Origin of the sequence: Mycobacterium sp. SVM_VP21 (assembly GCA_024758765.1) — a bacterium.
GTDB lineage: Bacteria > Actinomycetota > Actinomycetes > Mycobacteriales > Mycobacteriaceae > Mycobacterium > Mycobacterium heraklionense_C.
In genome coordinates this window covers 2,685,716-2,712,485 of sequence record CP101406.1, presented here as the reverse complement: position 1 = coordinate 2,712,485, position 26,770 = coordinate 2,685,716, and the positions used below count along the sequence as shown (strand labels likewise).

The 26,770-nt window shown below is 67.3% G+C and carries 27 protein-coding genes; 17 read left to right on the top strand and 10 right to left on the bottom strand.

Translation table 11 applies throughout. From position 1 onward, the window contains the following. Positions 1 to 103: 103 nt before the first annotated feature. From NM962_12395 to NM962_12380, 4 genes are all read left to right on the top strand, one after another. Entirely contained in the window at positions 104 to 640 is a 537-nt protein-coding gene (locus NM962_12395) for a DUF4352 domain-containing protein (GenBank protein UVO10833.1), read from the top strand. Positions 641 to 757: 117 nt separating this feature from the next. Next, on the top strand, positions 758 to 1,609 hold the full coding sequence (locus NM962_12390; protein UVO10832.1) for a ComEA family DNA-binding protein: 852 nt from the start codon (positions 758 to 760) through the stop codon (positions 1,607 to 1,609). Positions 1,610 to 1,689: 80 nt separating this feature from the next. Continuing rightward, positions 1,690 to 3,174 carry a ComEC/Rec2 family competence protein gene (locus NM962_12385; GenBank protein UVO14696.1) on the top strand — a complete coding sequence of 495 codons (1,485 nt, stop codon included), beginning with the start codon at positions 1,690 to 1,692 and terminating at the stop codon, positions 3,172 to 3,174. A 33-nt stretch (positions 3,175 to 3,207) separates the two neighbouring features. Then, the gene (locus tag NM962_12380) at positions 3,208 to 4,149 is read left to right on the top strand and encodes a DNA polymerase III subunit delta (protein UVO14695.1); all 942 of its coding nucleotides are present in this window, start codon (positions 3,208 to 3,210) and stop codon (positions 4,147 to 4,149) included. Positions 4,150 to 4,217: 68 nt separating this feature from the next. On the opposite strand, the gene rpsT is transcribed toward NM962_12380, so the two are convergent. Both rpsT and NM962_12370 read right to left on the bottom strand, forming a co-directional pair. Then, complete coding sequence (gene rpsT, locus NM962_12375; protein UVO10831.1) at positions 4,218 to 4,478, bottom strand: 30S ribosomal protein S20; 261 nt, start codon at positions 4,476 to 4,478, stop codon at positions 4,218 to 4,220. Between the two features lie 100 nt (positions 4,479 to 4,578). After that, on the bottom strand, positions 4,579 to 5,436 hold the full coding sequence (locus NM962_12370) for a ribonuclease Z (protein ID UVO10830.1): 858 nt from the start codon (positions 5,434 to 5,436) through the stop codon (positions 4,579 to 4,581). A gap of 126 nt (positions 5,437 to 5,562) precedes the next feature. Here NM962_12370 and NM962_12365 point away from each other — a divergent pair, with 126 nt between their 5' ends. Next, a complete protein-coding gene (locus tag NM962_12365) occupies positions 5,563 to 5,991 on the top strand; it encodes a CBS domain-containing protein (protein ID UVO10829.1) in 429 nt (142 codons plus the stop codon). A gap of 12 nt (positions 5,992 to 6,003) precedes the next feature. Here NM962_12365 and NM962_12360 read toward each other — a convergent pair whose 3' ends face one another. Further along, positions 6,004 to 6,630 (bottom strand): type II toxin-antitoxin system PemK/MazF family toxin, encoded by a 627-nt coding sequence (locus NM962_12360; protein UVO10828.1) that lies wholly within the window; start codon positions 6,628 to 6,630, stop codon positions 6,004 to 6,006. 272 nt (positions 6,631 to 6,902) lie between these two features. Here NM962_12360 and lepA point away from each other — a divergent pair, with 272 nt between their 5' ends. Next, positions 6,903 to 8,756: a translation elongation factor 4 gene (gene lepA, locus NM962_12355; protein ID UVO14694.1), complete on the top strand. Its 1,854-nt coding sequence runs from the start codon at positions 6,903 to 6,905 to the stop codon at positions 8,754 to 8,756. Then, positions 8,756 to 9,517 carry a sensor domain-containing protein gene (locus NM962_12350; GenBank protein UVO10827.1) on the top strand — a complete coding sequence of 254 codons (762 nt, stop codon included), beginning with the start codon at positions 8,756 to 8,758 and terminating at the stop codon, positions 9,515 to 9,517. Before lepA ends, NM962_12350 begins: the two co-directional genes overlap by 1 nt. A gap of 83 nt (positions 9,518 to 9,600) precedes the next feature. Here the strand turns inward: NM962_12350 and NM962_12345 are convergent, their stop codons facing one another. After that, a complete protein-coding gene (locus NM962_12345) occupies positions 9,601 to 11,652 on the bottom strand; it encodes a glycoside hydrolase family 15 protein (GenBank protein ID UVO10826.1) in 2,052 nt (683 codons plus the stop codon). Positions 11,653 to 11,783: 131 nt separating this feature from the next. On the opposite strand from NM962_12345, the gene NM962_12340 reads away from it, so the two are divergent. The 5 genes from NM962_12340 (at position 11,784) to NM962_12320 (ending at position 16,055) form a co-directional block, all read left to right on the top strand. After that, a complete protein-coding gene (locus tag NM962_12340; GenBank protein ID UVO14693.1) occupies positions 11,784 to 11,981 on the top strand; it encodes a hypothetical protein in 198 nt (65 codons plus the stop codon). A 364-nt stretch (positions 11,982 to 12,345) separates the two neighbouring features. Beyond that, entirely contained in the window at positions 12,346 to 13,365 is a 1,020-nt protein-coding gene (locus NM962_12335) for an extracellular solute-binding protein (protein UVO10825.1), read from the top strand. Continuing rightward, positions 13,362 to 14,213: a sulfate ABC transporter permease subunit CysT gene (gene cysT / locus NM962_12330; protein UVO10824.1), complete on the top strand. Its 852-nt coding sequence runs from the start codon at positions 13,362 to 13,364 to the stop codon at positions 14,211 to 14,213. Before NM962_12335 ends, cysT begins: the two co-directional genes overlap by 4 nt. Position 14,214: 1 nt before the next feature. After that, positions 14,215 to 15,027, top strand: a complete 813-nt coding sequence (gene cysW, locus NM962_12325) for a sulfate ABC transporter permease subunit CysW (protein UVO10823.1) — start codon at positions 14,215 to 14,217, stop codon at positions 15,025 to 15,027. After that, positions 15,024 to 16,055 carry a TOBE-like domain-containing protein gene (locus NM962_12320; GenBank protein ID UVO10822.1) on the top strand — a complete coding sequence of 344 codons (1,032 nt, stop codon included), beginning with the start codon at positions 15,024 to 15,026 and terminating at the stop codon, positions 16,053 to 16,055. Before cysW ends, NM962_12320 begins: the two co-directional genes overlap by 4 nt. Here the strand turns inward: NM962_12320 and NM962_12315 are convergent. The 5 genes from NM962_12315 to NM962_12295 all read right to left on the bottom strand — a co-directional run bounded on the left by NM962_12315 (position 16,052) and on the right by NM962_12295 (position 21,849). Then, complete coding sequence (locus tag NM962_12315; GenBank protein ID UVO10821.1) at positions 16,052 to 17,689, bottom strand: sulfite reductase flavoprotein subunit alpha; 1,638 nt, start codon at positions 17,687 to 17,689, stop codon at positions 16,052 to 16,054. The two genes, NM962_12320 and NM962_12315, sit on opposite strands and share 4 nt — an antisense overlap. Further along, a complete protein-coding gene (locus NM962_12310) occupies positions 17,686 to 18,498 on the bottom strand; it encodes an iron reductase (protein UVO10820.1) in 813 nt (270 codons plus the stop codon). The genes NM962_12315 and NM962_12310 overlap by 4 nt, the downstream gene beginning before the upstream one ends. A 215-nt stretch (positions 18,499 to 18,713) precedes the next feature. Next, a complete protein-coding gene (locus NM962_12305) occupies positions 18,714 to 19,460 on the bottom strand; it encodes a sirohydrochlorin chelatase (GenBank protein UVO10819.1) in 747 nt (248 codons plus the stop codon). Then, complete coding sequence (locus NM962_12300) at positions 19,439 to 20,173, bottom strand: phosphoadenylyl-sulfate reductase (GenBank protein UVO10818.1); 735 nt, start codon at positions 20,171 to 20,173, stop codon at positions 19,439 to 19,441. The genes NM962_12305 and NM962_12300 overlap by 22 nt, the downstream gene beginning before the upstream one ends. Continuing rightward, positions 20,170 to 21,849 (bottom strand): nitrite/sulfite reductase, encoded by a 1,680-nt coding sequence (locus NM962_12295; protein ID UVO10817.1) that lies wholly within the window; start codon positions 21,847 to 21,849, stop codon positions 20,170 to 20,172. The genes NM962_12300 and NM962_12295 overlap by 4 nt, the downstream gene beginning before the upstream one ends. Positions 21,850 to 22,253: 404 nt before the next feature. On the opposite strand from NM962_12295, the gene NM962_12290 reads away from it, so the two are divergent. The 3 genes from NM962_12290 to hemW are packed head-to-tail and all read left to right on the top strand — an operon-like array spanning position 22,254 to position 24,420. After that, positions 22,254 to 22,793 carry a hypothetical protein gene (locus NM962_12290; GenBank protein ID UVO10816.1) on the top strand — a complete coding sequence of 180 codons (540 nt, stop codon included), beginning with the start codon at positions 22,254 to 22,256 and terminating at the stop codon, positions 22,791 to 22,793. Then, on the top strand, positions 22,790 to 23,188 hold the full coding sequence (locus NM962_12285; protein ID UVO10815.1) for a transglycosylase family protein: 399 nt from the start codon (positions 22,790 to 22,792) through the stop codon (positions 23,186 to 23,188). The genes NM962_12290 and NM962_12285 overlap by 4 nt, the downstream gene beginning before the upstream one ends. Positions 23,189 to 23,238: 50 nt before the next feature. Continuing rightward, on the top strand, positions 23,239 to 24,420 hold the full coding sequence (gene hemW / locus NM962_12280; protein ID UVO10814.1) for a radical SAM family heme chaperone HemW: 1,182 nt from the start codon (positions 23,239 to 23,241) through the stop codon (positions 24,418 to 24,420). A gap of 8 nt (positions 24,421 to 24,428) precedes the next feature. Here the strand turns inward: hemW and NM962_12275 are convergent, their stop codons facing one another. Next, positions 24,429 to 24,731, bottom strand: coding sequence for a hypothetical protein (locus NM962_12275; GenBank protein UVO10813.1), 303 nt, complete (start codon positions 24,729 to 24,731; stop codon positions 24,429 to 24,431). Positions 24,732 to 25,216: 485 nt separating this feature from the next. Between NM962_12275 and NM962_12270 the strand changes: the two genes are divergently transcribed. Together NM962_12270 and NM962_12265 are read left to right on the top strand one after the other, a co-directional pair. Then, positions 25,217 to 26,242 carry a Rieske 2Fe-2S domain-containing protein gene (locus NM962_12270; GenBank protein ID UVO10812.1) on the top strand — a complete coding sequence of 342 codons (1,026 nt, stop codon included), beginning with the start codon at positions 25,217 to 25,219 and terminating at the stop codon, positions 26,240 to 26,242. After that, positions 26,239 to 26,733: a hemerythrin domain-containing protein gene (locus NM962_12265; GenBank protein ID UVO10811.1), complete on the top strand. Its 495-nt coding sequence runs from the start codon at positions 26,239 to 26,241 to the stop codon at positions 26,731 to 26,733. Before NM962_12270 ends, NM962_12265 begins: the two co-directional genes overlap by 4 nt. Positions 26,734 to 26,770 lie beyond the last annotated feature (37 nt).

Genomic DNA, 26,770 nt, shown 5'->3' with positions numbered 1-26,770 from the left:
CTCCCGGTTGGTTGGGTGAACTCACGGTTGGTATGCACCCTAATCGTCACTTCTGCGGCCATTCGGGGGAGGGCTTGCCGTGCGTTTTTGTAGGCTGGACCTCATGAGACGGTGGGTCGTCGCGCTCTGTGTCCTGGTCTTGTCGCTCGTGTCGTGCTCGGCGGAGACCGCGGAGAAGGCCAAGTCGGACTCATCGCCCGGGGCCCGGCAAACACCGGCCCCGCGACCAGCCGCGCACATCGGCCAGACGCTCGACCTGATGCGCATTGGCGGGCAGAAGATCGCCGTGACGTTGACGGAGGTCATTGCACCGGCGACCGTCCCGAACGGCTGGGGCACCGCGGGCAAGACCTACCTTGCGACCAAGCTGCGGATCGAGAACGCCGGAACCACGACCATCGTCGGCAACAGCAACAGCGATGTCACGGTGGTGGGTTCCGACGACCAGAACTACCCGGCCGATTTCGCCACTGTGAACGAATGCAAGGACTTCGCCTACGGCTGGTTCCTGATCCCCGCCGGGTCGTCGAACAGCGGCTGCGTCGTCTTCGCGTTGCCGACCGGGGTCACAGCGGCGAAGGTCCGCTATGCGCCGTCGTCGGGTATCTCGCACGACGTGGGGGAGTGGCTGAACCCGTAGCCGCGGCGACGGCTAGCGCCGCAGCTGGTTGCGCACAGTCCGGGTTTGATTCACAGGCCAGCCTGGATCGTGCGCTGAGCGAGCCGGACTGACGGTGTCGGCACCTACCGTCGGCGTATGGCACCAGAACCCCCCGGCGAGCGGCTGCAGCGTCGACTCGGCCTGCTCCCGGAACCCGACCGTGGCGAGCGCACCTCCGAGGCCGACGACGAGGATGACCCGAATTCATTGCTGCCGCATTGGCTTCCGGACGGCGCAGTCGACGCGGGCTGGCTCGCCAAAGTGCGTGCCGACCCGGGCAAAGCCGGTGCCATCGCCTTGGCGGTGATCGCTGCGGTGGCGGTTCTCATCACGGTGTTCACCGTGCTGCGTGATCAGCCTGCCCCGGTGCTGAGCGCGAAACTGCCACCGGTGGAGATGGTTTCGACAGCCAGTCCGCGCACCGACGAATCGGCCGCCGGCTCTGCGGCGCCCCCGGCCGAGCAGGTCGTGGTCAGCGTGGTCGGCCTGGTGCATAGGCCGGGTTTGGCGACGTTGTCGCCCGGCTCCCGGATCGCCGATGCGCTGACCGCGGCCGGCGGGGCCCTCGACGGTGCGGATACGGTCGGGCTGAATCTGGCCCGGCCCTTAGTCGATGGCGAACAGATCGTGGTCGGTCTGGCGCCGCCGGCGGGGCTGCCGGTGCTGGGAAGTTCGGTGGGTGCCGTCTCACCGGTGCCGGAGGCACCCCGCACCAGCGTTGCCCCAACCGGCCCAGAGCCCAAACATGAACCGAACGAGCCGGTGAACCTCAACACCGCGACAGTCGAGCAGCTCGACGCCCTGCCCGGGGTGGGGCCGGTGACCGCGGCCGCGATCGTGGCCTGGCGCGACAGCCACGGGAAGTTCACCCGCGTCGATCAACTCGGAGACGTCGACGGAATAGGCCCGGCGCGTCTGGAGAAGCTGCGTGCCCTGGTTCGTATCTGACCGTGACATCGCCAGCGGCCCAACCGGCGCCGGCGACTCGCCTCGACGTTCGGCTGGTGCCGGCGGCGGTGACGGCCTGGATGGTCACCGCGGCCGGCATTCAGTGGCAGATCGGCAGCCTGCTGGCGATGCTGTGTGCCCTACTGACTGTGGCTGCCTGCGTGCTGTGCTGGTACGCCGGTCGGCGGCGGCGTCCCGGCTGGCGGCTGGTGAGTGCGGCGGTTGCCGCCGCATCGATGGCGGGGGCGGGCTTCGGATGGGCTGTTGCGCTGCGTACCGCCTCCGTCGAGCACCACCCGATCGCCGCGCTGTGCGGCACGACCGCGGCGGTGACGGTCACCCCGAGTGAGAGCCCACTGCCCGCCGGCGCCCGGCGGGTGATGTTCCGAGCCACTCTGCAGCGCCTCGACGACGTCGTCGCCTCGGGCCGGGTGCTGGTATTCGCCTCCGGCGTCGAATTCGACGAGGTGATGGTCGGCCAGTCGATGGCGTTCCGCGCCAAGGTCGCCCGCCCGGCCCGGCGGGATCTGTCGGTGGCGGTGCTCACCGCCAGCGGTGCTCCGGCGCGCGGGCAGCCCGGACCCGTCGCGCGGGCAGCACATCGGGTTCGGGCCCGGTTCGCGACCGCCGCCATGCGAGTGCTGCCGGACGAGCAGGCCCGGATGCTGCCTGCATTGGTGCTCGGTGACACCTCGACGATCACTGCCGCGACCGGCCGAGACTTTCGGGCCGCGGGGCTGACCCATCTGATGGCGGTCTCCGGGGCCAACGTGACGATCGTCTGCGGTGCGGTGCTGTTTTCGGCGCGGTTGGTCGGGCCGCGGGCTGCCGTAGTGCTGGCCGGGGGTGCCCTGGTCGCGTTCGTCGTCGTCGTGCAGCCCACGGCCAGTGTGCTGCGGGCGGCGGTGATGGGGGCCATCGCGCTGTTGGGCGTGCTCTCGGCGCGCAGCCGTCAGGCGGTGCCGAGTCTGGCGGCCAGTGTGCTGGTGCTCCTGGCGTTGGCCCCGCACCTGGCGGTCGACGTCGGGTTCGCGCTGTCGGTGGTGGCCACTGCGGCGCTGGTTGTTATTGCGCCGGTCTGGACGGCCCGGCTGGAGGCACATGGGTGGCCTCGACCGCTGGCCGCCGCGGTCTGCGTGGCGTGGGCGGCCAACCTGGTCACCGCGCCATTGATCGCTGGCATCTCCGGGCGGCTCAGCTTGGTCAGTACGGTGGCCAACCTGGCGGTGGCGGCGCTGGTCGCGCCGATCACCGTGCTGGGCAGCGCGGCGGCGGCGCTGTGCGGGTGGTGGCCGGCAGGCGCCTATTTATTGATCCGTTTCACCGGGCCGGAGTTGTGGTGGGTGTGCCACGTCGCGCGCTGGGCTGGCCGCCTCCCGTCCGCCACCGTGCCGGTGCCGGACGGCGCCATGGGAGTCGTCGGGGTGGGCGCCGCCGCAGTCCTGGTGGTGATTTGTTGGCGATGGTGGTGGTGTCGCCGGGTGCTGGCCGCGGTCGGGCTATGCCTGCTGGCGTGGTCGGCCGCGCAGGTGTTGACCGGCTGGGCGGGTGTCGGCGCAGCGTGACACGATTGGCGGGTGAGCCAACCGGTTTCGCCACTGCACCTGATCCTCGGGGACGAGGAGCTGCTGGTCGAACGGGCCGTAGGTCAGGTGCTTGCCGGGGTGCGGGCGCAGGCCGGCAGCACCGATATCCCGGTGGACCGGTTGCGCGCCGGTGAGGTGGCGGCGGGTGAACTCGCGGAGCTGTTGAGCCCGTCGCTGTTCGCCGACGAACGGGTGGTGGTGCTCGAGGCTGCCGCCGAAGCCGGCAAGGACGCCGTGACGCTGATCGAAGCGACGGCCGCTGATATTCCGCTGGGCACCGTGCTGGTGGTGGTGCACTCCGGTGCGGGGCGGGCCAAGGCGCTGGCGGGGAAGCTGCGGGAACTCGGCGCCGAAGTGCACGCCTGCGCCCGAATCACCAAGGCCTCAGAACGCTCCGACTTTGTTCGCGCCGAGTTCCGCGGCCTCAAGGTCCGGGTCGACGACGACACTGTGACGGCATTGCTCGATGCGGTGGGCTCCGATATCCGGGAACTGGCGTCGGCGTGTTCGCAGCTGGTTGCCGATACCGGTGGGCATGTTGACGCTATCGCGGTGCGCCGCTATCACAGCGGCAAAGCCGAGGTGAAAGGGTTCGACGTCGCCGATCGGGCGGTCGTCGGCGACGTTGCCGGTGCCACCGAGGCGCTGCGCTGGGCGATGATTCGTGGCGAACCGCACGTGGTGCTGGCCGACGCCCTGGCTGAGGCGATTCACACCATTGCCCGGGTGCGGTCCAAATCCGGTGATCCTTACCGGTTGGCCGGCGAATTGGGCATGCCGCCCTGGCGGGTGCAGAAGGCGCAGAAGCAGGCCCGGTTTTGGTCGCCGGGGACGATGGCGGCCGCGGTGCGGCTGGTGGCCGCCCTCAACGCTGATGTCAAAGGCGCCGCTGCCGACGCCGACTACGCATTGGAGGCTGCGGTCCGCGGGGTCGCCGAGTTGGCCGACCGCTGATCCAGGCAACACGAAGGCCCCTGTTCCCGGTGGAATCAGGGGCCTGCGCTTGCGGGCAATCCGCTAGGTCAGAGCTGGTTGAGCGCCTTCGCCAGTGCCGACTTCTTGTTGGCGGCCTGGTTCTTGTGGATGACGCCCTTGCTGGCGGCCTTGTCCAGCTTGCGGCTGGTCGAGACCAGCAGCACGCCGGCCTTGTCCTTGTCGCCGGCTGCGGCGGCCTCGCGGAAGGCACGGATCGCGGTGCGGACCGCCGACTTCACCGACTGGTTGCGCAGCCGGGCTTGCTCGTTGGTCCGGTTGCGCTTCACCTGCGACTTGATGTTGGCCACGGAGTATTTCCTTCGCAAAAGCTTGAGTTGGGTTTGCCTCCCGAGACGGGAGCAACAGCTGTTCAGGGTACCAGCTGGCTCGGCAACTCCCCAACTCGCCTCAGCTGCGGGCGGTCACCTCGACTCGATGCAGGTCGTCGCCGAGTTCGATCGGCCCATCGAACTCCGCGGCGGCCAACGCCCGCCACTGCTCTTCCTGCCCGGGCGCGATAGCGGGCACATAGTGGGTCAGCACCAGAATGCCCGCCCCAGCCCGCTTGGCGGTCGCGGCAGCCTGGGCCACCGAGGAGTGGTAGTCGCAGATATCGCGGATGCGCTGCTGGGGCAGCAACTCGATGAGGTCGCTGCGGATGACGGTGTGCACCAACGCACCGGCTCCGGCCGCCAGCTCGTCGAGGCTGTCACAGGGCACGGTGTCGCCGGCCATCACCACCGAGGCGGTCCCATCGTCATCCGAGTGCTCGATCCGGAATCCGATGGTCGGTGTCACCGGCCGGTGGTCAGTGGGCGCCACAGTGATGCGCACCCGGTCGCGGTCCCAGACCTGGCCGGTGGTGTATTCCTGCACGTCGACGGGGGGAGGGGCGGTCAGATCGTCGTGGTGGGCAATGCGGTAGCCGATGTCGTGGCCGAAGGCGCGCAACGTCGCCTCCACCACCTCCGCGGTGCCCGGTGGGCCGATGATCGGCAGCGGCGGGGCGTCGGGAGTAAAGGTGGTGACCCATCGGGTGATCAGCAGATCGCCCAAGTCGGCGATGTGGTCGCTGTGCAGGTGGGTGAGCAGCAGCGCCGACAGGGTGCTGGCCGAGCAACCCGCCGCTGCCAGACGCTGCAGCACCCCCCGCCCGCAGTCGACCAGCAGTTGCTGGCCTCCAGCCCGGATCAGGGTCGACGGTCCGGCGCGGTTCGGGTCGGGGATCGGGCTTCCAGTGCCCAGCAGGGTGATCTCGATCGTCATGACGACAGATATGCCACAGATGTCGGCCGCGCGCCATGTGATCGGCCGAGTTTCGTTATCGCCACCCCCGACCGGGCGAAATGGCCTAGCCTGGTGTGAGGCAGCTCACTGCGGCGGGAGGCTTCAATGCGGATCGCGGATGTATTGCGGAACAAGGGTGCGGCGGTGGTGACCATCCATCCGGATGCCACGGTCATGGAGTTGCTGGCGGGCTTAGCCGAGCACAACATCGGCGCCATGGTGGTGATCGGACGTGAGGGCCTAGAGGGGGTGGCCTCCGAGCGTGACGTGGTACGCCAGCTGCACGTCCACGGCGCCAGTCTGCTGGCTCGGCCGGTGTCGGCCATCATGACCCGCCTGGTGGCAACCTGCGCCAAGACCGACTCCGCCGACGACATCAGCATGTTGATGACCGAGCACCGCGCGCGTCACATACCGGTGCTGGAAAACGGCCGACTGGCCGGGATCGTCAGCATCGGCGACATCGTCAAGTCCCGGATGGAAGAGCTGCAGGCCGAACACGAGCAACTGCGCGACTACATCGCCCAGGGCTAGCCGGTCGCAGCGTCAGCTCCACGCGTAGTCGCGGCGCAGCCGGGCGGCCACCACCTCGAACACCGAGCGCTCCAGGATTGCGCCTTCGCGCCGGATCGACTCCTCGGGAACGTCGAGCACCCGGTCGAGTCGCACCCAGCTGATCCGGTGAGCGTCATCCCAGCTGCCCGCACCGATGCCGACCCAGTTCGTGTCCTCGGCGTGCCTTTGCCTGCTGGACAGCATCAGGCCCAACAGCATGTTGCGGTCGCGGCCGACGACCAACACCGGTCGGTCCTCTCCTTGTTTGGGCCCCTGGCCCGCAATGTCCTCGTAGGCCACCCAGGTCCAGACGATCTCGCCCGGGTCGGCGCGACCGTTGAGATCGGGGGCGTAGACGAGCCGGCGTGCCCGGTGCGCGGTGGGGACACTGCTGTCGGTCACGGGACGGCCGGCGGCGATCTCCGTAGCCGGCTCCGATGTCGCGCCGCTGAGCATCTCCAGACCGATCTTGATGCCCTGCTCGATGCCGCGCTGGATGCGCTGCTGTACCTGCGGTGCCTGCTCGAGTTGGCGGATGAACCGTGGAGCTTCGTTGAACACCAGGTTCTCCGCGAATCGCTGCACCGATTCCCATGGGGTCTTCCGCGGGGAAGCCATGCTCGCAGCATAAAGCGTGTCGAATAACTCTGACTGTCTTCGGCACCGCCCACCGCTGACTACACGTGGGACAACAAAGGCCGCCGTCAGGATCGGCGATCAGGTGACCTGACCCCTCCGCGATGCCGGTACGCCCTTGCGCGTCGCCGGGCGTTTCGTCTTGCGGCCCGCGCCTCGCTACCCTGACTAGGCAGAAGGCACGACCGCCCCCCGTTCACCAGGAGATTCCCATCAGCAGTTTCGCCGACCAAACCTTCACCGCGCCGGCGCAGATACGGAACTTCTGCATCATCGCCCACATCGACCATGGCAAGTCCACCTTGGCCGACCGGATGCTGCAGCTCACCGGCGTCGTCGACGACCGATCGATGCGTGCCCAGTACCTGGACCGAATGGACATCGAGCGGGAACGCGGCATCACCATCAAGGCGCAGAACGTTCGGCTGCCCTGGACCGTGAAGGACGACCCGGAGACGGGCCCGCGGAACGGTGCCGCAGCCGGCGATTACGTGCTGCATCTGATCGACACGCCTGGTCACGTCGACTTCACCTACGAGGTGTCGCGCGCGCTGGAGGCCTGCGAGGGCGCGATTCTGCTGGTCGACGCCGCCCAGGGCATCGAAGCCCAGACCCTGGCCAACCTGTACCTGGCGCTGGACCGGGAGCTGACCATCATCCCGGTGCTCAACAAGATCGACCTGCCCGCGGCCGATCCGGAACGTTACGCCGCGGAACTGGCCCACATCATCGGGTGCGAGCCCGAAGACGTGCTGAAAGTCTCCGGCAAGACCGGTGAAGGCGTGGCCGAGCTGCTCGACGAAGTGGTCAAGCAGGTGCCAGCTCCCACCGGCGACGCCGACGCGCCTGCGCGGGCGATGATCTTCGACTCCGTCTACGACATCTACCGCGGCGTCGTCACCTACGTCCGTGTCGTCGACGGCAAGATCACCCCGCGCGAGAAGATCGCGATGATGTCCACCGGCGCCACCCACGAGCTGCTCGAAGTCGGCATCGTCTCCCCGGAACCCAAGGCCACCAAGGGGCTTGGCGTCGGCGAGGTGGGTTACTTGATCACCGGCGTGAAGGACGTGCGTCAATCGAAGGTCGGCGACACCGTCACCACCGCCCGGGGCGGGGCCACCGAGGCGCTCACCGGATACCGTGAGCCCAAGCCGATGGTCTATTCCGGGCTGTACCCGGTCGACGGGTCGGACTATCCGAACCTGCGCGAGGCGCTGGACAAACTGCAGCTCAACGATGCTGCCCTGACCTACGAGCCCGAGACATCAGTGGCGCTGGGCTTCGGATTCCGGTGTGGCTTCCTGGGCCTGCTGCACATGGAGATCACCCGCGAGCGGCTGGAACGCGAGTTCAACCTCGACCTGATCTCCACTTCGCCCAACGTTGTCTACCGGGTGATCGCCGAGGACAACAGCGAGATCGTCGTCACCAACCCGTCGGATTGGCCGGAAGGCAAGATCCGCACCGTCTTCGAGCCCGTCGTCAAGACAACCGTGATCGCGCCGAGCGAGTTCGTCGGCACCATCATGGAACTGTGCCAGTCTCGCCGTGGAGAACTCGGCGGAATGGACTACCTCTCACCGGAGCGGGTCGAGCTGCGCTACACGATGCCGTTGGGCGAGATCATCTTTGATTTCTTCGACTCGCTGAAGTCGCGCACTCGCGGCTACGCCAGCCTGGACTACGAGGAGGCCGGCGAGCAGGAGGCCGACTTGGTCAAGGTCGACATTCTGTTGCAGGGCGAGGCGGTGGACGCGTTCAGTGCGATCGTCCACAAAGACTCGGCCTCGGCCTACGGCAACAAGATGACCACCAAGCTCAAGGAGCTGATCCCGCGCCAGCAGTTCGAAGTGCCGGTGCAGGCCGCTATCGGCTCGAGAATCATTGCCCGCGAAAACATCCGAGCGATCCGCAAGGACGTCTTGTCCAAGTGCTACGGCGGTGACATCACCCGTAAGCGCAAGCTGCTGGAGAAGCAGAAAGAGGGCAAGAAGCGGATGAAGACCATCGGCCGCGTCGATGTGCCGCAGGAGGCATTCGTCGCGGCGCTGTCCACCGATAGCGGAGGCGGCGCCGGATCCGGCGGGGAAAGAGCCAAGAAGTAGTGGCCTACCGGGCAGGCACAATCGCGGCGGGCGCGGTCGCGGTCGTGCTGCTGGTCAGCGGGTGCACCACGGTGGTCTCCGGAACCGTCCGGCCCGCACCCGGATTGGCGCCCACGCCTGTGACCGGGATGGCGGTCCGGCAGGTGTTGCTCGATGACTCTGAGCTGTCGAAGCTGACCGGACAGCCCTTTCGCAGCGACCCCTCCATCCCGCCGCGGTTCGGCGGCCTTGACGAGCTACCCGACGCGTGGGAGTCGGCCGAGCCACAAGACTGCGTCGGCGCAGCGGTGGGTGGTCAACGTAGCGTCTACAGCGCCGCCCGGGTGCGCGACGCCGCCCATGAGTTCTGGGACAGCTCCAGCGACGACTCGCCGCTGACCGGGGTGGGCGAGGCGGTGATCGCACTGGACAGTGCCGCAGACGCCGATGCGCTCTTCGAGAAGTTCGCCCAGCAGTGGGCCAGCTGCGATGGGGTGGTGGTGACGCGGGACAGCGGGTCCGACAGCGAGGCCAGCGGCGAGGTCACTGACGTCGCCAACCAGGACGCGGTACTGGTGGCCACCGTGCGTACCAGTGTGGACGGTGAAGCGGGACTGCGTGTTTCGCGGGCGCTCGCGGCGCGGGTGAACTGCGTCGTCGACGTCGATGTGTTCTGGTTTGTCGAGGATGAGGGCCACTCCGGTGCTCCGCCCGCCGACGACACCACGGCCGCCGACCTGGCTCGGGCGATGCTGGACAAGGTCCGCAACCTCAGCGGCTGACCTCGCGCCGAGCAGACACAAAATCGCTGTAAGAGCCTGAATTTTAGGCGATTTTGCGTCTGCTCGCGCAACAGGACCCAGCCCTACATGGGCGCGTTGGCGGGCTGGAAACCTCCGGTGGAGTCGGCCTCCTCTTCCGCCCGAATCACGTGGACGACTGCGTTGATCAGCGCCAGGTGGGTGAAGGCCTGCGGGAAGTTGCCCAAGTGCCGGCCGGTGCGGGGCTCGATCTCCTCGGCGTAGAGATGCAACGGGCTGGCGAACGACAGCAACCGCTCACACAGATGCTTGGCCCGGCTCACCTCGCCGATCTCGACCAGTGCCGAGACCAGCCAGAACGAGCAGATGGTGAAGGTGCCCTCGGCGCCGGACAGCCCGTCGTCGGTCTCCTCGGTGCGGTAGCGCAGCACCAGGCCGTCTTCGGTGAGTTCTTCGGCGATCGCCATGACGGTGGCGCGTACTCGCGGGTCGTCGGCCGGCAGGAACCGGGTGAGCACCACCAGCAGCAACGATGCATCCAGCGCCGTGCTGCCGTAGGTCTGGGTCAGCACACCGCGGGAATCCACGCCGTTGGCCAGCACGTCAGCCTTGATCTCCTCGGCGATCGCTCGCCACTGCTTGGCGTAGGAGACCGCGCCCTGCAACTCGGCCAGTTTCGACCCGCGGTCCAGCGCGACCCAGCACATCACCTTCGACGAGGTGAAGTGCTGCGGTTCGCCGCGCACCTCCCAGATGCCTCGGTCGGGTTCGCGCCAGTGCTTGATCGCCTCTTCCACCTGACGTTTCAGCACCGGCCACAGGGTTTCTGGGATCTGCTCACGAGACTTGGCGTGCAGGTAGACCGAGTCCAGCATGGTGCCCCAGATGTCGTGCTGTTGTTGGTTGTAGGCGCCATTGCCGATCCGCACCGGACGCGCGTTGTCGTAGCCGGACAGGTGGTCCAGCTCCTGTTCGACCAGTTCGTGCTCCCCACCGACGCCGTACATCACCTGCAGCGGGTGTTGCTGCCCGTTGTTGACGCCGGACACGTCGGCGATGAACGAGAAGAAGTCGTCGGCCTCGCGGTCCAGGCCCAGCGTGTACAGGCCCCACAGGGTGAACGCCGAATCGCGCACCCAGCTGTATCGGTAGTCCCAATTCCGTTCGCCCTGAGGCGTTTCTGGCAACGAGGTGGTGGGCGCAGCCAGCAGTGCCCCGGTCGGCGAATAGGTCAGGCCCTTCAGCGTCAGCGCGCTGCGCTGCAGATACGAGCGCCACGGATGGTCGGGGAAGTTTCCGATATTGATCCACTGCCGCCAGCATTCGGTGGTGTTCCACATCTTGTCTGCGGCTTCGGCATAGCTTTGCGGCGCAGGGTGTTTCGACCAGCTCAAGGCCACGAAGACGTCGTCGCCCTCGGTCAGCCGGGTGCGGGCTCGGGCTTCGCGGCCCTCCAGTCCCAGCCGCAGATTCGTCGTCAGGCGCAGGGTCGGGTGGGCGTCCGGATTCTGCCGGGCCCGCGCGATTGCCTCGCCGTAGGCGTTGGCCGAGTATTCCCAGGTGGCGCTGGTGCGGTGATAGTCGAATGCCGGCTCGCAGCTCATGGTCAGCTCGGCGGTGCCACTGACGCAACGCACCGTGCGCAGCAGGATGTGCTCGGCGTCCCAGTCGGTGGGGGTGCGCCGGTGGGTCTGCGACCGCGCGTCGATGTCGTGCCACTTACCCATCACCAGGGCGTCGCGCACGATCAGCCAGCCGGTGTGGGTCTGCCAGGTGGTTTCCATGATGGGACTGCCGGGCAGGTAGCGCCGGGCCGCGGGCACCGACACCCCGTAGGGCCCGAGCCGAAAGTGTCCGGCGCTGCGGTCCAACAGGGCACCGAAGACGCTGGGGGAGTCCGGGCGCGGTAGGCACATCCACTCCACCGATCCCGCTGCCGAGATCAGGCAGGTGTTCTCGCAGTCCGACAGAAACGCGTAGTCGGCGATCGGGGGAAACGGATTGCGGACCTGACTCTGTGTCGCCGCATACGGCACCGGGGCGGTCGCCGACAGGGGTGGTGGCGTCGGGGCAGCGGTGTTGGTGGCTCCGGCGGGCGTGGTGACTTCCGGAGCGGTCTTGGCGGGTGCATCGCCCGGCGGGGTGTGCAGGTCCATCCCGTCATCATCTCTGGCGGCATGGCGCACGTCTACCCGGATCGGTCGGTCTTGGCTTCGGCCAGCGGCCCGTGAGGGTGACGGTGGTGACCCGCTTCGCCGTGCTTGCGATCGCGACTAAGGTTACGGGGGTGGTGGGCTTTCTGAGCTGGTGGGACGGTGTTGAGCTGTGGCTGTCCGGCCTCGGCTTCGTGGTGCAGACCGCCGTGGTGATGCCGGTGGTGTTGTTGCTGGCCTACGGCTTGGCCTCGGGGTTGGACGCGGTACTGGGGGAGGGAATTCGGGTGCAGGAGCGTGTCCGGCACGGTCATGACGGTGGGGCCCGGTGATGCCTCGTTCGCAGGTGACGCTGGTGCTGGTCGGCCTGATTGTGTTGGTGATCGTCACCTGGCTGCTGACGCGCTGACCCGCTAGACCCGCCGAACCGGGCCGGGGCTGCGTGCACCGGCCTCTGTTATGCTTCCCCGCATGTTCGCAGCGACCGGTGACCGGCAGCGCCAGTTTTTGGCGTTCCCGAAGCTCGCCGTGATCACTTCCGCTGTGGACGACCTGGACTGTTGTCGCTGATACCGCACCCGTCGGCGTACCGGTGTCGTCTTTGTTGACGCACGTTCTTTGAATCGAACGCCTTTCGTGATCCGACGGTCAAGCATTCTTGCCGACGTCTAACGGATTCGCCCGGAAAGGTCATCAATGCCCAATACCATCGCGCGCAGCATCGCGCTGGCGCTGGCCGCCGCCACACTCGCCGGGTGCGGCGGTGGACCCAGCGATGTCGTTGGGGGTGGCGAGCGCTCTGAGGCGCACACCACCCTGACACTGGTGGCCTACGCGGTTCCCGAACCAGGGTGGAGCAAGGTGATCCCGGCCTTCTACGACACCGAGGAGGGTGCCGACGTTCAGGTCGTCACCTCCTATGGCGCATCGGGCGATCAGTCCCGCGGGGTCGCCAGCGGCAAACCCGCCGATATCGTGAACTTCTCGGTGGAGCCCGATGTCATCCGCTTGGTGAAGGCCGGCAAGGTCGCCGAGGACTGGAACGCCGATGTCACCAGGGGCATCCCGTTCGGTTCGGTGGTGACCTTGGTAGTTCGCCAGGGCAATCCCAAGCACATCACCGGCTGGGACGACCTGTTGCGGCCCGGGGTCGAGGTGATCAGCCCCAGCCCACTGAGCTCTGGATCGGCCAAGTGGAATCTGCTGGCTCCGTATGCCGTGAAGAGCGAGGGCGGCAAGAACCCGCAGGCCGGCCTGGACTTTATCGAGCGGCTGGTGGGTGACCATTTCAAGCTCCGTCCGGGCTCCGGTCGCGAGGCCACCGATGTATTCCTGCAGGGCAGCGGCGACGTGCTGATCAGCTACGAGAACGAGGCCATCGCGGTCGAGCGCAAGGGCAAGCCGGTAGAGCACGTCAACCCGTCGCAGACCTTCAAGATCGAAAACCCGTTGGCCGTGGTGACTTCCAGCCGGCACCTTGACACCGTCACTGCGTTCAAGAACTTCCAGTACACGGCCGTGGCCCAACGCCTCTGGGCTGAAGCCGGGTTCCGTCCTGCCGACCCGAGCGTCGCCGACGAATTCCGCCACGCGTTCCCGGAACCCGACAAACTATGGACGATCGCCGACCTCGGCGGGTGGGACGTAATCGACAGCGCCCTCTTCGACAAGTCGAGCGGCGCCATCACCAAGATTTACACCCGGGTCACCGGGTGAGCGCGACTGTGGTGACCGAAGCGACTCGGGCCGGCGAAGACGGGAACCACTCAACGTTCCGGCGCGAAGGGGTGTCGCTGCGCGTCGGTGCTGCCACGGTGTGGCTGTCGCTGATCGTGTTGGCGCCGCTGGCCGCGATCGCCTGGCAGGCCGGCGGCGGCGGATGGCGCGCCTTCCAGCTGGCGGTCACCTCGCACGCCGCACTGCAGTCGTTCCAGGTGACCCTGACGATCGCGGCCGGGGTCACCGTGGTCAACCTGGTGTTCGGCCTATTGATCGCGTGGGTATTGGTGCGCGACGACTTCTTTGGCAAACGCTTCATCGATGTGATCATCGATTTGCCGTTCGCGCTGCCGACCATCGTCGCGAGCCTGGTGATGCTGGCGCTGTACGGCCCGGCCAGTCCGGTGCATGTGCATCTGCAGCACACCGCCTGGGGCGTCGGTCTGGCACTGGCATTCGTCACGCTGCCCTTCGTGGTGCGGTCGGTGCAACCCGTGCTGCTGGAGATCGACCGGGAGGTCGAGGAAGCGGCCGCGTCACTGGGCGCCTCCGGACTGACCATCTTCCGCACCGTGGTACTGCCGGCCCTGACCCCGGCGCTGCTGACGGGGGCGGGGCTGGCATTCTCCCGGGCGATCGGTGAGTTCGGCTCGGTGGTGTTGATCGGTGGCGCGGTGCCCGGCAAGACCGAGGTTTCCTCGCAGTGGATCCGCACGCTGATCGAGAACGACGACCGCACCGGCGCGGCGGCGATCTCGTTGGTGCTGCTCGCGGTTTCGTTCCTGGTGCTGCTCGCGCTGCGGGTGTTGGGGTCGCGAGTGATCAAGCGGCAGGAGAGGGCCTGATATGACGCCGACACGGAAAATCCGGTATCTGTTCCGCTCTCTGGCGGTGGCCTACATCGGCCTGCTGCTGATCGTTCCGGTGTCATTGATCCTCTGGCGCAGCTTCGAGCCCGGGTTCGGACAGTTCTTCGACTACATCTCCACGCCGGCAGCTATCTCGGCACTGCAACTGTCACTGCTGGTGGTGGCGATCGTGGTGCCGTTGAACGTCATCTTCGGAATCCCGACAGCCTTGGTATTGGCGCGCAACAAGTTCCGCGGCAAGGGCGTGCTGCAGGCGGTCATCGACCTGCCATTCGCGGTCTCTCCGGTGATCGTTGGTGTGGCGCTGGTCGTGCTGTGGGGATCCGCGGGGGTGCTGGGCTTCGTCGAGAACGACTGGGGTTTCAAGATCATCTTCGGCCTGCCCGGTATCGTGCTGGCCAGCATCTTTGTCACGCTGCCGTTCGTGATCCGGGAAGTCGAACCGGTGCTGCACGAGCTGGGCACCGATATGGAGGAAGCGTCGGCCACGCTGGGTTCGAGCTGGTGGCAGACATTCTGGCGAATCACGCTGCCGTCGATCCGTTGGGGACTGACGTACGGGATCGTGCTGACGGTGGCGCGCACCCTCGGCGAGTACGGCGCGGTGCTGATCGTGTCGTCGAACCTGCCCGGAAAGTCCCAGACGCTGACACTGCTGGTGTCCGACCGTTACAACCGCGGCGCCGAATACGGCGCCTACGCCTTGTCCACGCTACTGATGACAGTGTCGGTGTTGGTCTTGATCGTTCAGGTGGTGCTCGACGTGCGGGCCGGAAGGGGAGACAGATGAGCAACGCAATCACGGTGCGCGGGGCGAACAAGCGCTACGGCGACTTCGTCGCGTTGGACAACGTCGACTTCGCGGTCCCGTCCGGTTCACTGACGGCGCTGCTCGGGCCCAGCGGCTCGGGCAAGTCGACCCTGCTGCGGGCCATCGCCGGCCTGGACCACCCAGACAGCGGAACGGTCACCATCAACGGCGTCGACGTCACCGGTGTGCCGCCGCAGCGGCGCGGAATCGGATTCGTCTTCCAGCACTACGCGGCGTTCAAGCACATGACGGTGCGCGACAACGTGGCGTTCGGGCTCAAGATCCGCAAGCGGCCCAAGGCCGAAATCAAAGAGAAGGTAGACAACCTGCTGGAAGTGGTGGGGCTCAGCGGTTTTCAGACCCGCTATCCCAACCAGCTGTCCGGCGGTCAGCGCCAGCGGATGGCCCTGGCACGGGCCCTTGCGGTGGACCCGCAGGTGCTGCTGCTCGACGAGCCGTTCGGCGCACTGGACGCCAAGGTCCGAGAAGACCTGCGGGCCTGGCTGCGGCGCCTGCACGACGAGGTGCACGTCACCACGGTGCTGGTCACCCACGACCAGGCCGAGGCGCTGGACGTCGCAGACCGGATCGCCGTGCTGAATCAGGGCCGCATCGAACAACTCGGCACCCCAACCGAGGTCTACGACGCTCCGGCGAACGCGTTCGTCATGTCGTTCTTGGGCGCGGTGTCCTCGCTCAACGGGGCCTTGGTCCGACCACACGACATCCGGGTCGGCCGCACCCCCGACATGGCCGTGTCCGCGGCATCGGTAGACGGCGCCGACGGGGTCGGGGTGCTGCGTGCCACAGTCGACCGCGTAGTGGCGCTGGGCTTCGAGGTGCGCGTCGAGCTCACCAATGCCGCCACGCAGGTGCCGTTCACGGCCCAGATCACCCGCGGGGACGCCGAAGCGCTCGCGCTGGCCGAGGGGGACACCGTATACGTGCGGGCCACTCGGGTGCCGCCGTTGAATGACGTGGCGGCAATGGGCGCCAGCACGGGCTAGTAGACGTCGCGCAGGTAGCGGTGGGTCTTGATGAGCTGGTTGACATAGGCGTGTGCCGCGGCGGTGTCCATGTTGCCGGCGCTGGCCACGATGGCGTGCAATGCGGCGTCGACGTCCTTGGCCATGCGTTCGGCATCACCGCACACGTAGAGCTGCGCACCCTCTTCGAGCCAGTTGAAGAGCTCGGTTGAGTGCCCCCACATACATTGCTGGACATACCGGTTCGGCGCGTCGGCGGTGCCGTCGCGGGAGAACGCGAGGTCGAGTTGGGACAGCACCCCTGACCTGAGGTAGTCCTCGAATTCGTCTCGGTAGAGGAAGTCGCCGTACCTGCGCCGGTTTCCGAAGAACAGCCACGACCGCCCCCTCGCGCCGGCGGCGCGGCGTTCTTGCAGGAACGCTCGAAACGGCGCCACCCCAGTTCCGGGGCCGATCATGATGACGGGGACGTCGGGCCCGGGCAGTCGGAAGGAGGGGGTGGGCCGTAGGTGGACTCGCACCCTTTCGGCGCGATCGGCCAGGAATGTGCTGGCCACGCCGCCATAGTGGCGGTCCGCGAGGGCGTAACGTACGGTCGCGACCGTCAGATGCACGTGGTCGGGGCTGACCAGCGGGCTCGAGGCTATCGAGTAGTCGCGGTACTGAAGCGGACGCAAGGTGTCGAGCACCTCGTCCGCGGTCAGTGCTCCCAGTCTGATCAGGTCGAGGACGTCTCTGCCATAGAGCCAAGAGCTCTGCGCCGCATCGACATTCCCGCGGAGGGCGGCCGCGGCATACTCATCGCGGATGCGCGACGCCGTCAGCTCCCGCAGTGCCCGCGACGGCGTCCGTATCTCGAGGTGATGCGCGAGCAGCGCACCGAGGGGCTCGTCGTGGCCGGGCACCGTATGTTCGGGTGCCAGGCCGAACTCGGCCAAGATGGCGTCGACGAGGGCGGGATCGTTGGTCGGATGCACGGCCAGGGAATCGCCTGCGGCATAGGCGATCCCGGAGCCGGTGAGGTCCAGCTCGTAGTGCCGGACCTCCTTGTCGGATCCGGGCGCCGTGAGCAGCCGGTTGACCATCACGCGGGCTTCGAAGGGGTGATCCCGGTCGGGGTTGGCCGCTGCGGTCTGATCGGGGGAGTGTGCCGCGCGGCTGGACACGACGACGCCGGCAGCGGGCGTGGCGTGCTCGGCTGCCAGGAGCTTGACGATGTCGCTCGTCCAGGCCGCGGCCGGCTTGGCGTAGGAGCCGTCGATCTCGACACGTTCGGCCAACCGGGTGGCGCCCAGCTGCTCTAGACGTTCGTCGAGCAGTCGGCCGGCGTTGCAGAACAAGTCGTAGCCGGTGTCGCCGAGGGCGAGCACGGCGAAACTCAGGTGTTCCAGGCGGTCGGCGCCCGCAGCGCTCAGTGCCTCCCAGAACAGGTTGGCGTTGTCGGGAAACTCGCCGTCGCCCCAGGTCGAGGTGACGACGATGAGGTGGGTGGCCGACCGCAGCTCGGTGATGTCGACTTGGTTGAGTTCGACGGCTTCTGCGGTGCGACCGGTGGTGTCTTCGAAGGTTTCGGCGAAGGACATGGCGGCGTCCTCGGCGTTGCCCATGTCGCTGCCGTAACCGACGATCATCGCGAAGTCGGGGCGGGAGTTCACAGTTGATGCCCGCCCGAACTCGATGCGGTGCCGGTGGGGGCCCGGCGGAGAGCCGTCTTCGGCTGCACCGCCGACATGGCGGGCCCCCGCACCGGCAGGCCGAAGCCGACCATTGCGTCCAGGATGGCCTGACTTCGCCGGAAGCTGATGGCCTCGTCCTGCTCGGTGCGGCGTGGCAGCTGGTTGGCCGCGACCACCACCGTCGAACCCAGGAGCTGCCACATCGACGAGATCGAGATCGCGCCCTCGCAGACCGAGTGGAGCCAGACGAACAGCGGCGCCAGGGTGCGGTGACAGCGGTGTGCCGCCCAGGTGGTCAGAGCCAACTCGCTCGGCAGCACCACGACCGTGTCGGTATGGCTGCGCTCGCCCTTCTCATGGATCCAGGGATCGTCGGGAAGCACCCGCACGGTTGGGTCGACAACGGCCACCCAGTCGATGTCGTTGTCCCGGTCGAAGTGCACCCACAGGTTCTCCAGGCCCGCGTCCCACGCGCGTCCCTCGAAAAGCGCCAGGGGGAGAAGTCGACCCAGCACTTCGTGGATCAGACGCGCAGCCATCACGTTCCCTGCCGCGCGGCGGTCGGTCAGGGCGGCGGTCTCGTCGAAGCGGACCCGCAGGCGATCGATGGTGAAAACCGAATCCAACGGAAACCATCGGCGCTTGTTGACATCGGCGAGAACCGCGACACCGTAGGTTCGCGGGCAATGCGGATGGAGCTGGCGAAGCCTGGTACATGATTCGTGCAGCGCGAACCGCCGACGAATTACCATTCTCGCGATAAGGGGATCCTCGCCCGTGGACGTCACCCAAGCTCCTTACGTAGGTTAGGCTAACCATACTAAAGGTGAAGGGTGGCGATGAGCGCTGTGACGGGTTTCACCACGTCCGGCCTGGCAGATCCGCCATCCGGCGATTGCCGCCGCGGCGGACTGGCGTGCCCCGTTTCGGCTGCGATTAGTTCGGCGCGCGACCTGGTAGGGCTCGCACGCGCCGTGACCGGCACGTAGGCCATCGGCGCGAGTCAGGCAGCCAGTCCGTTGGCGGCCAGCGCCGTCTCCATTCTGTCCAGCACGGTCGCGGCCACCAGGCGGTGCGCGCCGAGCGGCTCGGCTATCGGGATTCCCGCCTGTGCGGCGTAGGCGGTGACCCGGTCGGTGATTCTGCCGTGGGCCAAAAACCACGGGGCGATCATCAGCTTGGTGGCACCGCGTGCCCGCAACCGTTCGACGGCTTCGGGAATCGACGGCTGAGGACCTTCAGTGGCGAAGGCGACTTCCACGCCGGCCCAACGTGTTCCGCGAGACAGCGGGGCTGCGATCGTGGCGGTCTGCGCGTTGGCCGCCGGTCGCGACGAGCCCACCGCGACCACCACCACGCCCAGCTCGGGGTCGAATCGCGAGGCGCCGGCGCTCGACAGGCGTTCACCGAGAACCTGCACCAGGCGGCTGTCCTCGCCCAGCGTCAGAGCGACCCGCACGGCGACGCCGGACTCCGTGATCATCGCCGGAATATCGACGCGGGCGTGGTAGGCGCTGGCCAACAGCAGGGGGACGACGACGGTGTCGCCGCCGGCGTTGCCCCTGGTCTCGCGCAGCACATCGCGCAGGTTCGGGGTGCTGTGTTCGCAGAACGCCACCCGTACGGCGTACTCGGGCGCCACCCGGCGCAGGTGCCCGGCGATCGCACGGGTGTTGGCCGCCGCGCGCGGATCCCGGCTGCCGTGTGCGGTCAGCACCAGCGTGGTGGTCACGAGGCGTGAAGCCCGCATTCGGTCTTGGCCAGGCCGGCCCAGCGTCCGCTGCGCGGATCGGCGCCGGCCGCCGGCTTGATCGTGCACGGCGCGCAGCCGATCGACGGGTAGCCTTCATCGATCAGCGGGTTGACCAGCACGTTGTTGGCGACGATGTATGCGTCGAACTCCTCGTCGGACCACGCCGCGATCGGGTTGATCTTCACCAGGCCGAACTGCTCGTCGAAGCTGATCAGCGGTGCATTGGCGCGCGTCGGCGCTTCCACCCGACGCAAGCCGGTGACCCACGCCGAGTAGTTGCGCAGCGTGCGGGACAGCGGCTCGACCTTGCGCAGTCGGCAGCACAGTGCCGGATTGGATCCGAACAGGTCCTTGCCGTGGGCAGCGTCCTGCTCCGCCACGGTCTGCTCCGGGGTGACGTTGACCAACGCGATGTCGTACATCGCCTCCACCGCGTCGCGGGTGCCGATGGTCTCGGCGAAGTGGTAGCCGGTGTCGAGGAACAGCACCGGAACTCCGGCGCGGACTTTGGCCGCCAGATCCACCAGCACCGCGTCGGCCATGTTGGAGGCCACCACGTAGTTGCAGGAGGCCCCTGAAGCGTCGAGCCCGTTCACCCCGCGGAAGTTCGCATCCGTCCACTCCAGCAGCTCGGTGGCGCTGGCACCGTCGAGCTCGGCCGCGCCCTTGGCGGCCAGCTCACGCAACTCCGCTTCGCTGTGCGGCCTCATCGCAGATCGTCTTCTTCGGCACGCACCGCCCACTGGGCGAAACGCTCACCGGCGCTGCGCTGTTTGATGAAGTTGCGCACCACCCGCTCGATGTAGTCGCCGAGTTCATCGCTGTAGACCTTGTGCTGGCGCAGCTTGCGGCCGAACCCGCTGTCGGCGCCCAGGCTGCCGCCGAGGTGCACCTGGAAGCCGGGGACCGAATTACCCTCGCCGTCGTCGATCATCTGGCCCTTGAACCCGATGTCAGCCACCTGGATACGAGCGCACGAGTTCGGGCACCCGTTGATGTTGACCGTGACCGGCACGTCCAGCACGGCGTTGAGATCGTCGAGTCGTTGCTCGAGTTCGGGAACCAGGCTCTGGGCCCGCACCCGGGTCTCGACGAACGACAGCTTGCAGAACTCCAGGCCGGTGCAGGCCATCAGATTGCGCCGCCACGCCGACGGGTTGGCAGGGAGGCCCAGCTCATCCAGCCCGGCGAGCAGGCCATCGAGCTTCTCGTCGGGGACGTCGAGGATGAGCAGCTTCTGGTGCGTGGTGAAACGCGCGCGGTCGGTGCCGACCTGTTCCATCAGCTCGGCAACCTTGACCAGTGTCTGGCCGCTGACTCGTCCGGAGATCGGTGCCACCCCGACCGCGTTGAGGCCGTTGCGGGTGCGCTGGACTCCGACGTGGTCGATGGGGGCGGTGGGCTTGGCGGGGGCCGGGCCGTCGATCAGGGGGCGCTTGAGGTACTCGGTTTCGAGAACTTCCCGGAATTTCTCGACGCCCCAGTCCTTGACCAGGAACTTCAGCCGGGCCTTGGACCGCAGCCGGCGGTAACCGTAATCGCGGTACAAGCTGGTGACGGCTTCCCAGACGTCGGGCACCTCGTCCAGCGGCACCCAGGCGCCGAGCCGCTGAGCCAGCATCGGGTTGGTCGACAATCCGCCGCCGACCCACAGGTCCAGGCCGGGCCCGTGCTCGGGGTGGTTGACGCCGATGAAGGAGATGTCGTTGACCTCGTGGGCGACGTCCTGCAGGCCGGATACGGCGGTCTTGAACTTGCGCGGCAGGTTGGCGAATTCCGGGTTGCCGATGTAGCGGCGGATGATCTCGTCGAGGGCGGGCGACGGGTCGAGGACCTCGTCGAGGGATTCGCCGGCCAGCGGGGAACCGAGCATGGCGCGCGGGCAGTCGCCGCAGGCTTCGATGGTCTGCAGGCCGACTTCGGCCAGCCGGTCCCAGATCTCCGGCACCTTCTCGATCTCGATCCAGTGGTACTGCACGTTCTGGCGGTCGGAGATGTCGGCGGTGTTGCGGGCGAAGTCCACGGAGATCTGACCCAGCGTCCGCATGGCGGCGGCCGACAGTGCCTTGCCGTCGCAGCGCACCCGCATCATGAAGTACTTGGCCTCCAGCAGATCGGCGTTCTCGTCGCCGGTGAAGGTGCCGTCGTAGCCCTGCTCGCGCTGGGTGTAGAGGCCCATCCAGCGGAAACGCCCGCGCAGGTCGTCTTTGGTGATGGCGTCGAACCCCTCCTTGGAGTACACATCCAAGATCCGGGCCTGCACGTTCAGTGCGGGGTCTTCCTGCTTGAACTGCTCGTTGGGGTTGACCGGTTCGGTCTCGCCGAGCGCCCACTGGGCCTCACTGCGCTTGGCCCGGCTCGGGGGAGCAGTAGGAGTGGCGGTCATCGAATCTCCTTGAATGAGGAGCCGGCGGGATTGAGCGCGGTTCACCGGCGACTGTCTCCGGCGGCGGCGCAGATCCGGCGGCCAGCTGGAAAGTACAGGTGGGCGGTTCTACGACATCAAGGCAGACAGCGACAGCTGCAAACACGCTTGAAATCGATATGCCGCCGAGCCACCAAGGCAACCCCGGACGAGGTGCAATAGGCGGCGGTCACAGCACCGATTATGCCATGGATGCCAAAAATCTTCCTTACCGGCGCAAAGTTGTGATCAGCGTGAGCAAAACTCATCTGGGGCTCGATGCTACGGCGGTCGGGCCGGGGGAGCGGATCGGATCGGCTCGGGGGTGACGCACCCCGGCGCGGACCACCGCAGACGAACAGCCGATCGGAAGGCGGGTGGGATAGGTGAGTATCGATTTCGGATGGGAACCGGAGTGGGAACCATTGCCGGCGGCCGACCCGCCACCGGGGCCGAGCGGCCTTTCCCGGCTGCGTCGCTGGCTGGCCGTGGCGACGCTGACGGCCACCGTCGGTTGCGGCGGATGGCTGGCCGTCCAGCACTACCAAACCCACGTCGCCGGTGAGCAGGCCCTGGAGGCTGCCGAGGCATATGTCTTGCGGCTGAGCAATATCGACGCCGACAACATCGATCGCAATTTCGCCGAGATCACCGACGGATCGACCGGCCAGTTTCGGACCATGCACACCCGTTCCAGCGTGCGGTTGCGTCAGCAACTGATCGACAACCGGGCGACGGCGCGCGGACACGTCGCCGAGGCGGTGCTCAAATCCGCCGACCGCAACCACGCCGTGGTGGTGCTGCTGGTCGACCAGGCGGTGCGGAACGCCGACAACCCCGAACCCGTGCTCGACCACAGCCGGATCCGGATGACCATGGACAAGGTCGACGGCCGCTGGCTGGCCAGCAACGTGGAGTTGGTATGAGGAAATTCACAGCGCTGACGGCCGGCGTGCTGCTGGTCGGCGCCGCCGAATTGTCCGGCGCGGCCAGCGCCGACCCGATCGACTGGGACGCCATCGCCCTGTGCGAGTCCGGCGGGAACTGGTCGGCCGACACTGGCAACGGCGACTACGGCGGCCTGCAGATCAGCGCCGCGACCTGGGATGCCAACGGTGGAGTCGGATTGCCGTCGCAGGCCAGCCCGGAGCAGCAGATCGCCGTCGCCAAACGCATCATGGCCAGCCGTGGGCCCGGAGCGTGGCCGGCATGTGCGTCCCGCGGTGATGCCGCCAGTGCAGCCGCCCCGGTCGGTTCGCTGACGCAGTATCTGACGGCGCTGTACCAGGAAGCCGAGGGGCTCGAAGCGCAGGCCGAGTGAGGCCGAAGACAGACAGCGCCGCCCGCGACGCCGTGGGATGATCGGGCCTCATGACCCCGACCCCGACTGCCGTAGCGCTGCCCGACGTGGCGCCGGCCCAGCGTGGCCACGACGGACCGTTCGGGGTGTACGTGCACGTGCCGTTCTGTTTCACCCGGTGCGGCTACTGCGACTTCAACACCTACACCCCGGCGGAGCTCGGCGGCGCAAACCCCGATGCCTGGGTGGCGGCGCTGGACAAGGAACTGGAACTGGCCGCCGCCCGGCTGGGGCGCCAGCCGGCTGACACGGTATTCGTCGGAGGCGGCACGCCGTCGTTGCTGGGCGGGCCGCGGCTGGCGCGCGTGCTCGACCAAGTGCGTAAGCACTTCGGGCTGGCCGACGACGCCGAGGTCACCACCGAGGCGAACCCCGAGTCGACGTCGCCGGAGTTCTTCGAGACGATCCTCGCCGCCGGCTACACCCGGGTGTCGCTGGGCATGCAGTCGGTGTCGCCGCGCGTGCTGGCCACCCTGGACCGCATCCATTCGCCGGGCCGGCCGGTGGCGGCGGCGCGCGAGGCGCGTGCCGCCGGCTTCGAGCACCTCAACATCGACCTGATCTACGGCACCCCCGGCGAGACCGATGACGATCTGCTGCGTTCGGTGGACGCTGCGCTCGAGGCGGGTGTGGATCACGTCTCGGCCTACAGCCTGATCGTGGAGGACGGCACTGCGCTGGCCCGTCGGGTGCGCCGTGGGGAGTTACCCGCTCCCGAGGGCGATGTGGCGGCGCATCGCTATGAGCTGGTCGACGCCCGGCTGCGGGCGGCGGGGATGGACTGGTACGAGGTATCCAACTGGAGCCGGCCCGGCGCGGCCTGCCGGCACAACCTGGGCTACTGGAACGGCGGCCGATGGTGGGGTGCGGGCCCGGGCGCGCACAGCTATGACGGCGCGCTGCGCTGGTGGAACGTCAAGCACCCCAACACCTACGCGCAGCTGCTGGAGCAGAGCACACTGCCGGTGGCCGACTTCGAGGAGCTCTCCGACGCCGATCGGCATACCGAGGACGTCATGCTGCGACTGCGGATGCGCGACGGGCTGGCGCTGGCGGATCTGGATGCCGAGGAGCGCGAGCGTGCTGCGATCGCGGTTGCCGATGGACTTCTGAACATCGACGGTGAGCGGCTGGTGTTGACCGACCGGGGCCGGTTACTGGCCGACGCGGTGGTGCGGTCGCTGCTGGGCTAGCTGGCGATTTAGCCGCTGAACCACCCGCGGCCGCCGTCCCAGCTACCACAGATGCCGTTGAAGCAGCCGTGGCCGAAACCACCCTGGCCGGGGACAAAGCCGCCACAGCCCTGCCAACCGGCGTCGTGGCCACAGCCGCCGCCTCCGCCGTTGCCGTCCGGGCCGCCGGAACCGTGCGGTTGGGCGACCGCGGTCTGGCCGGGCGTGCCCGCCGAGCCGGTCATCAGCATCACGCCTGTCGGGGCTGCGGCGATTGCCGCGGCGGCTGTCGCTACGAACATCGATCCCACGAGTTTGCGAATACTTAGCATGACTCCATAGTCCGCGCGGATGTCGGCGTTGCCAACCTTTGTGTGAGGACTGATACCGAATTGTGAACGCCCGTAACACATCACTGCGACCTGATCGCAGCGGCCGGAGTCACCAGGTCGATGGCTGGTTCCGAGCTAAGTAGAAAATCCGCAAATACGGATATCTAGGGGTTCGCTGTACGTGCGTTTCATGCAGGTAGATCATTTCCATCCGATTCACAGCAATCTTGCCTTGGTGTTGCCAGGTCCGCCTCGCGAGTCGCGGAAAGGCGACGAAACCGGAATCTATTACAGTGGTAAATAACAGCTTTCGTATAGACGTGACACGTGGGGTCGACCCGGTACGGTTCGAGCGTTGGGGCTCATTCAGCAATATCGTCATCCGTTACTTGTAGTGAATCGTACTTGCGGATACGCTCCCGAATGTAGCTCCGCAAACGAGGCCCAACACAGGGCGTAGCCGGGGCAGATGGAGGACCGACGGGATGGCAGTTCAACGGGCGCGAGGCGCCGCACGCCGGGCGCACGGAGTCGGCGGGCGAGTGCTGGAGATTCTCGGTCGACAGGAATGGATGGATCGGCCCAGCTACCGGCTGGAGAACGTATTGAGCTTCGGGTTCAACGCCTTTGGTGGGGCACGGAACCGGGTGACCAACTTCTTGAACGGTGTGTGGCTGGGACATCCGGTGCATCCGCCGTTGGCATCGCTGACCACCGGTGCCATTGGGACGACGGTCGCCCTGGATGCGCTGAGTCTGTTGCCGAGCAAGTCCGCGACGGAGGTGCTTGACGCGTCACGATTCGCCCAGCGCGCCCTGGGTTTGGGAATTGCGGCCAACTTCGCCTCTGCGGCTACCGGAGTGACCGACTGGCAGCACACTCACGACAAGGATCGGCGTATCGGGCTGGTGCACGGCGTGCTGAATCTCGTCGCCACGGGTCTATACGTCCAGTCCTGGCGGGATCGGCGCCGCGGGCGGCAGTTGCGGGGCATCGTGACCAGTGCGGTCGGCTACGGCATCACCTCTGCCAGCGGATTCCTGGGCGGTGCGCTGGTGTTCGGCTCCGGAATCGGCATGGACCAGTCCGGTGATCGGCTGCGCATCGACCACTGGACACCGGTGTTTCCGGAGGCGGAGCTCCCGGCCGGCAAGAAGCCCAAACGCATCGACGTCGACGGCGTCGCGGTGGTGCTGTGCCGCAACGGCGACAGTGTCTCGGCGTTCGCCGGATTTTGCCCGCACCTGGCCGCGCCGATGGAAGACGGCTGGGTCGACCGCGGCCGGATCGTGTGCCCGTGGCACGGCTCGCAATTCGACGTGGAAACCGGTGCCGTGCTGCGCGGACCGTCTGCCGCTCCGCTGCCCCGCTACCAGGCGCGTGTGCGTGACGGGATGGTCGAGCTGCGCGACGGCGCGTTGACACCCCTTGGTGAGGGCCGGGTTAAATATCTCGCCCCGCAGACCCTGGAGTGCCCCGAAATCGCGGAACAGAAGGAGATTGCACAATGAGTGACGCCTACACCGTCTTGCGGGACCACCACAACGTGCTGCGCGGGTTGGGCGGTCGGTTGAAGGCCGCTCCGGTCGGCTCGGCCGAGCGGCAGCAGACCCTCGATACATTGCTGCGCGAGTTCACCATCCATATGAAGATCGAGGACGACATCTACTATCCGGCGCTGGCGGCCGCGAGCAAGCTGATCGCGATTGCACACGCCGAGCACCGGCAGATCTACGACCAGCTCGCGGTGGCATTGCGGACTCCGACCAGCTCACCCAGGTATGTGGACGAGTGGAATTCCTTCCTGACCGTCCTGGAGGCGCACGCCGACGAAGAGGAGCGCGACCTGGTGCCCCCGCCGGCGCCGGTCAACCTGACCGACGCGGAGCTGGAGGACCTGGGCAATCGGATGGCTGCGGAGATGGAGCGGCAGCGCAATTCCAAGTTCGAGCAGCTGCACGTGAAAGCGCGAGCGAGATTGCTGGCCCTGCTGCCCGGCTGAGGTTGCGCGCGGGTTCGCGGGGCGAGGCGCACGTCAC